Source organism: Aeromonas dhakensis (genome assembly GCF_000820305.1).
Classification (GTDB): Bacteria; Pseudomonadota; Gammaproteobacteria; order Enterobacterales; family Aeromonadaceae; genus Aeromonas; species Aeromonas dhakensis.
This window is the reverse complement of the sequence record NZ_CDBH01000011.1, coordinates 1-1,055: the sequence shown is the minus strand read 5'-3', so window position 1 is coordinate 1,055 and position 1,055 is coordinate 1. Positions and strand designations below refer to the sequence as shown.

Annotated in this window: 1 protein-coding gene; it reads left to right on the top strand. The window is 62.7% G+C overall.

Going from position 1 to position 1,055, the window contains the following annotated elements:
• Nucleotides 1-7 precede the first annotated feature (7 nt).
• Nucleotides 8-1,055 (top strand): FAD-binding protein (locus tag BN1143_RS00710; protein ID WP_042049282.1); only part of this gene is annotated, 1,048 nt, incomplete at its 3' end.

Below are 1,055 nucleotides of genomic sequence, written 5' to 3'. Positions count from 1 at the left end.
GTGTAAGGTGACTATTCCAACTCGTGAATTTGATGCGGTCGTGATCGGCGCCGGTGGTGCCGGCATGCGCGCCGCGCTGCAGATTGCCCAGTCCGGCAAGAGCTGCGCACTGCTTTCCAAGGTTTTCCCGACTCGTTCCCACACGGTTTCCGCCCAGGGCGGCATCACGGTTGCGCTGGGCAACGCCCACGACGACAACTGGCAGTGGCACATGTATGACACCGTCAAAGGCTCCGATTACATCGGTGATCAGGAAGCCATCGAGTACATGTGCAAGACAGGCCCCGAGGCCGTCTATGAGCTGGAGAACATGGGTCTGCCCTTCTCCCGCTTCGACAACGGCCGCGTCTACCAGCGTCCGTTTGGCGGTCAGTCCAAGAACTTCGGTGGCGAGCAGGCTGCCCGTACCGCGGCGGCTGCCGACCGTACCGGCCACGCCCTGCTGCACACCCTGTATCAGCAAAACGTCAAGAACAAGACCACCGTCTTCTCCGAGTGGTATGCGCTGGATCTGGTGAAGAACCAGGACGGCCACATCGTCGGCTGTACCGCCATCGACATGGAGAGCGGTGAAGTCGTCTACTTCAAGGCCAAGGCCACCGTACTCGCCACTGGCGGCGCCGGTCGCATCTACCAGTCCACCACCAACGCCCACATCAACACCGGTGACGGTGTCGGCATGGCGCTGCGTGCCGGGGTCGGCGTGCAGGACATGGAGTTCTGGCAGTTCCACCCCACCGGCATCGCCGGGGCAGGGGTACTGGTGACCGAAGGTTGCCGCGGTGAAGGCGGCTACCTGCTGAACAAAGACGGCGAGCGCTTCATGGAGCGTTATGCGCCGAATGCCAAGGATCTGGCCGGTCGCGACGTGGTGGCTCGCTCCATCATGATCGAGATCCGCGAAGGTCGCGGCTGCGACGGTCCCTGGGGCCCGCACATCAAGCTCAAGCTGGATCACCTCGGCAAAGAGGTACTGGAATCCCGTCTGCCGGGCATCTGCGAGCTCTCTCGCACCTTCGCCCACGTGGATCCGGTCAAGGAACCCATCCCCATCA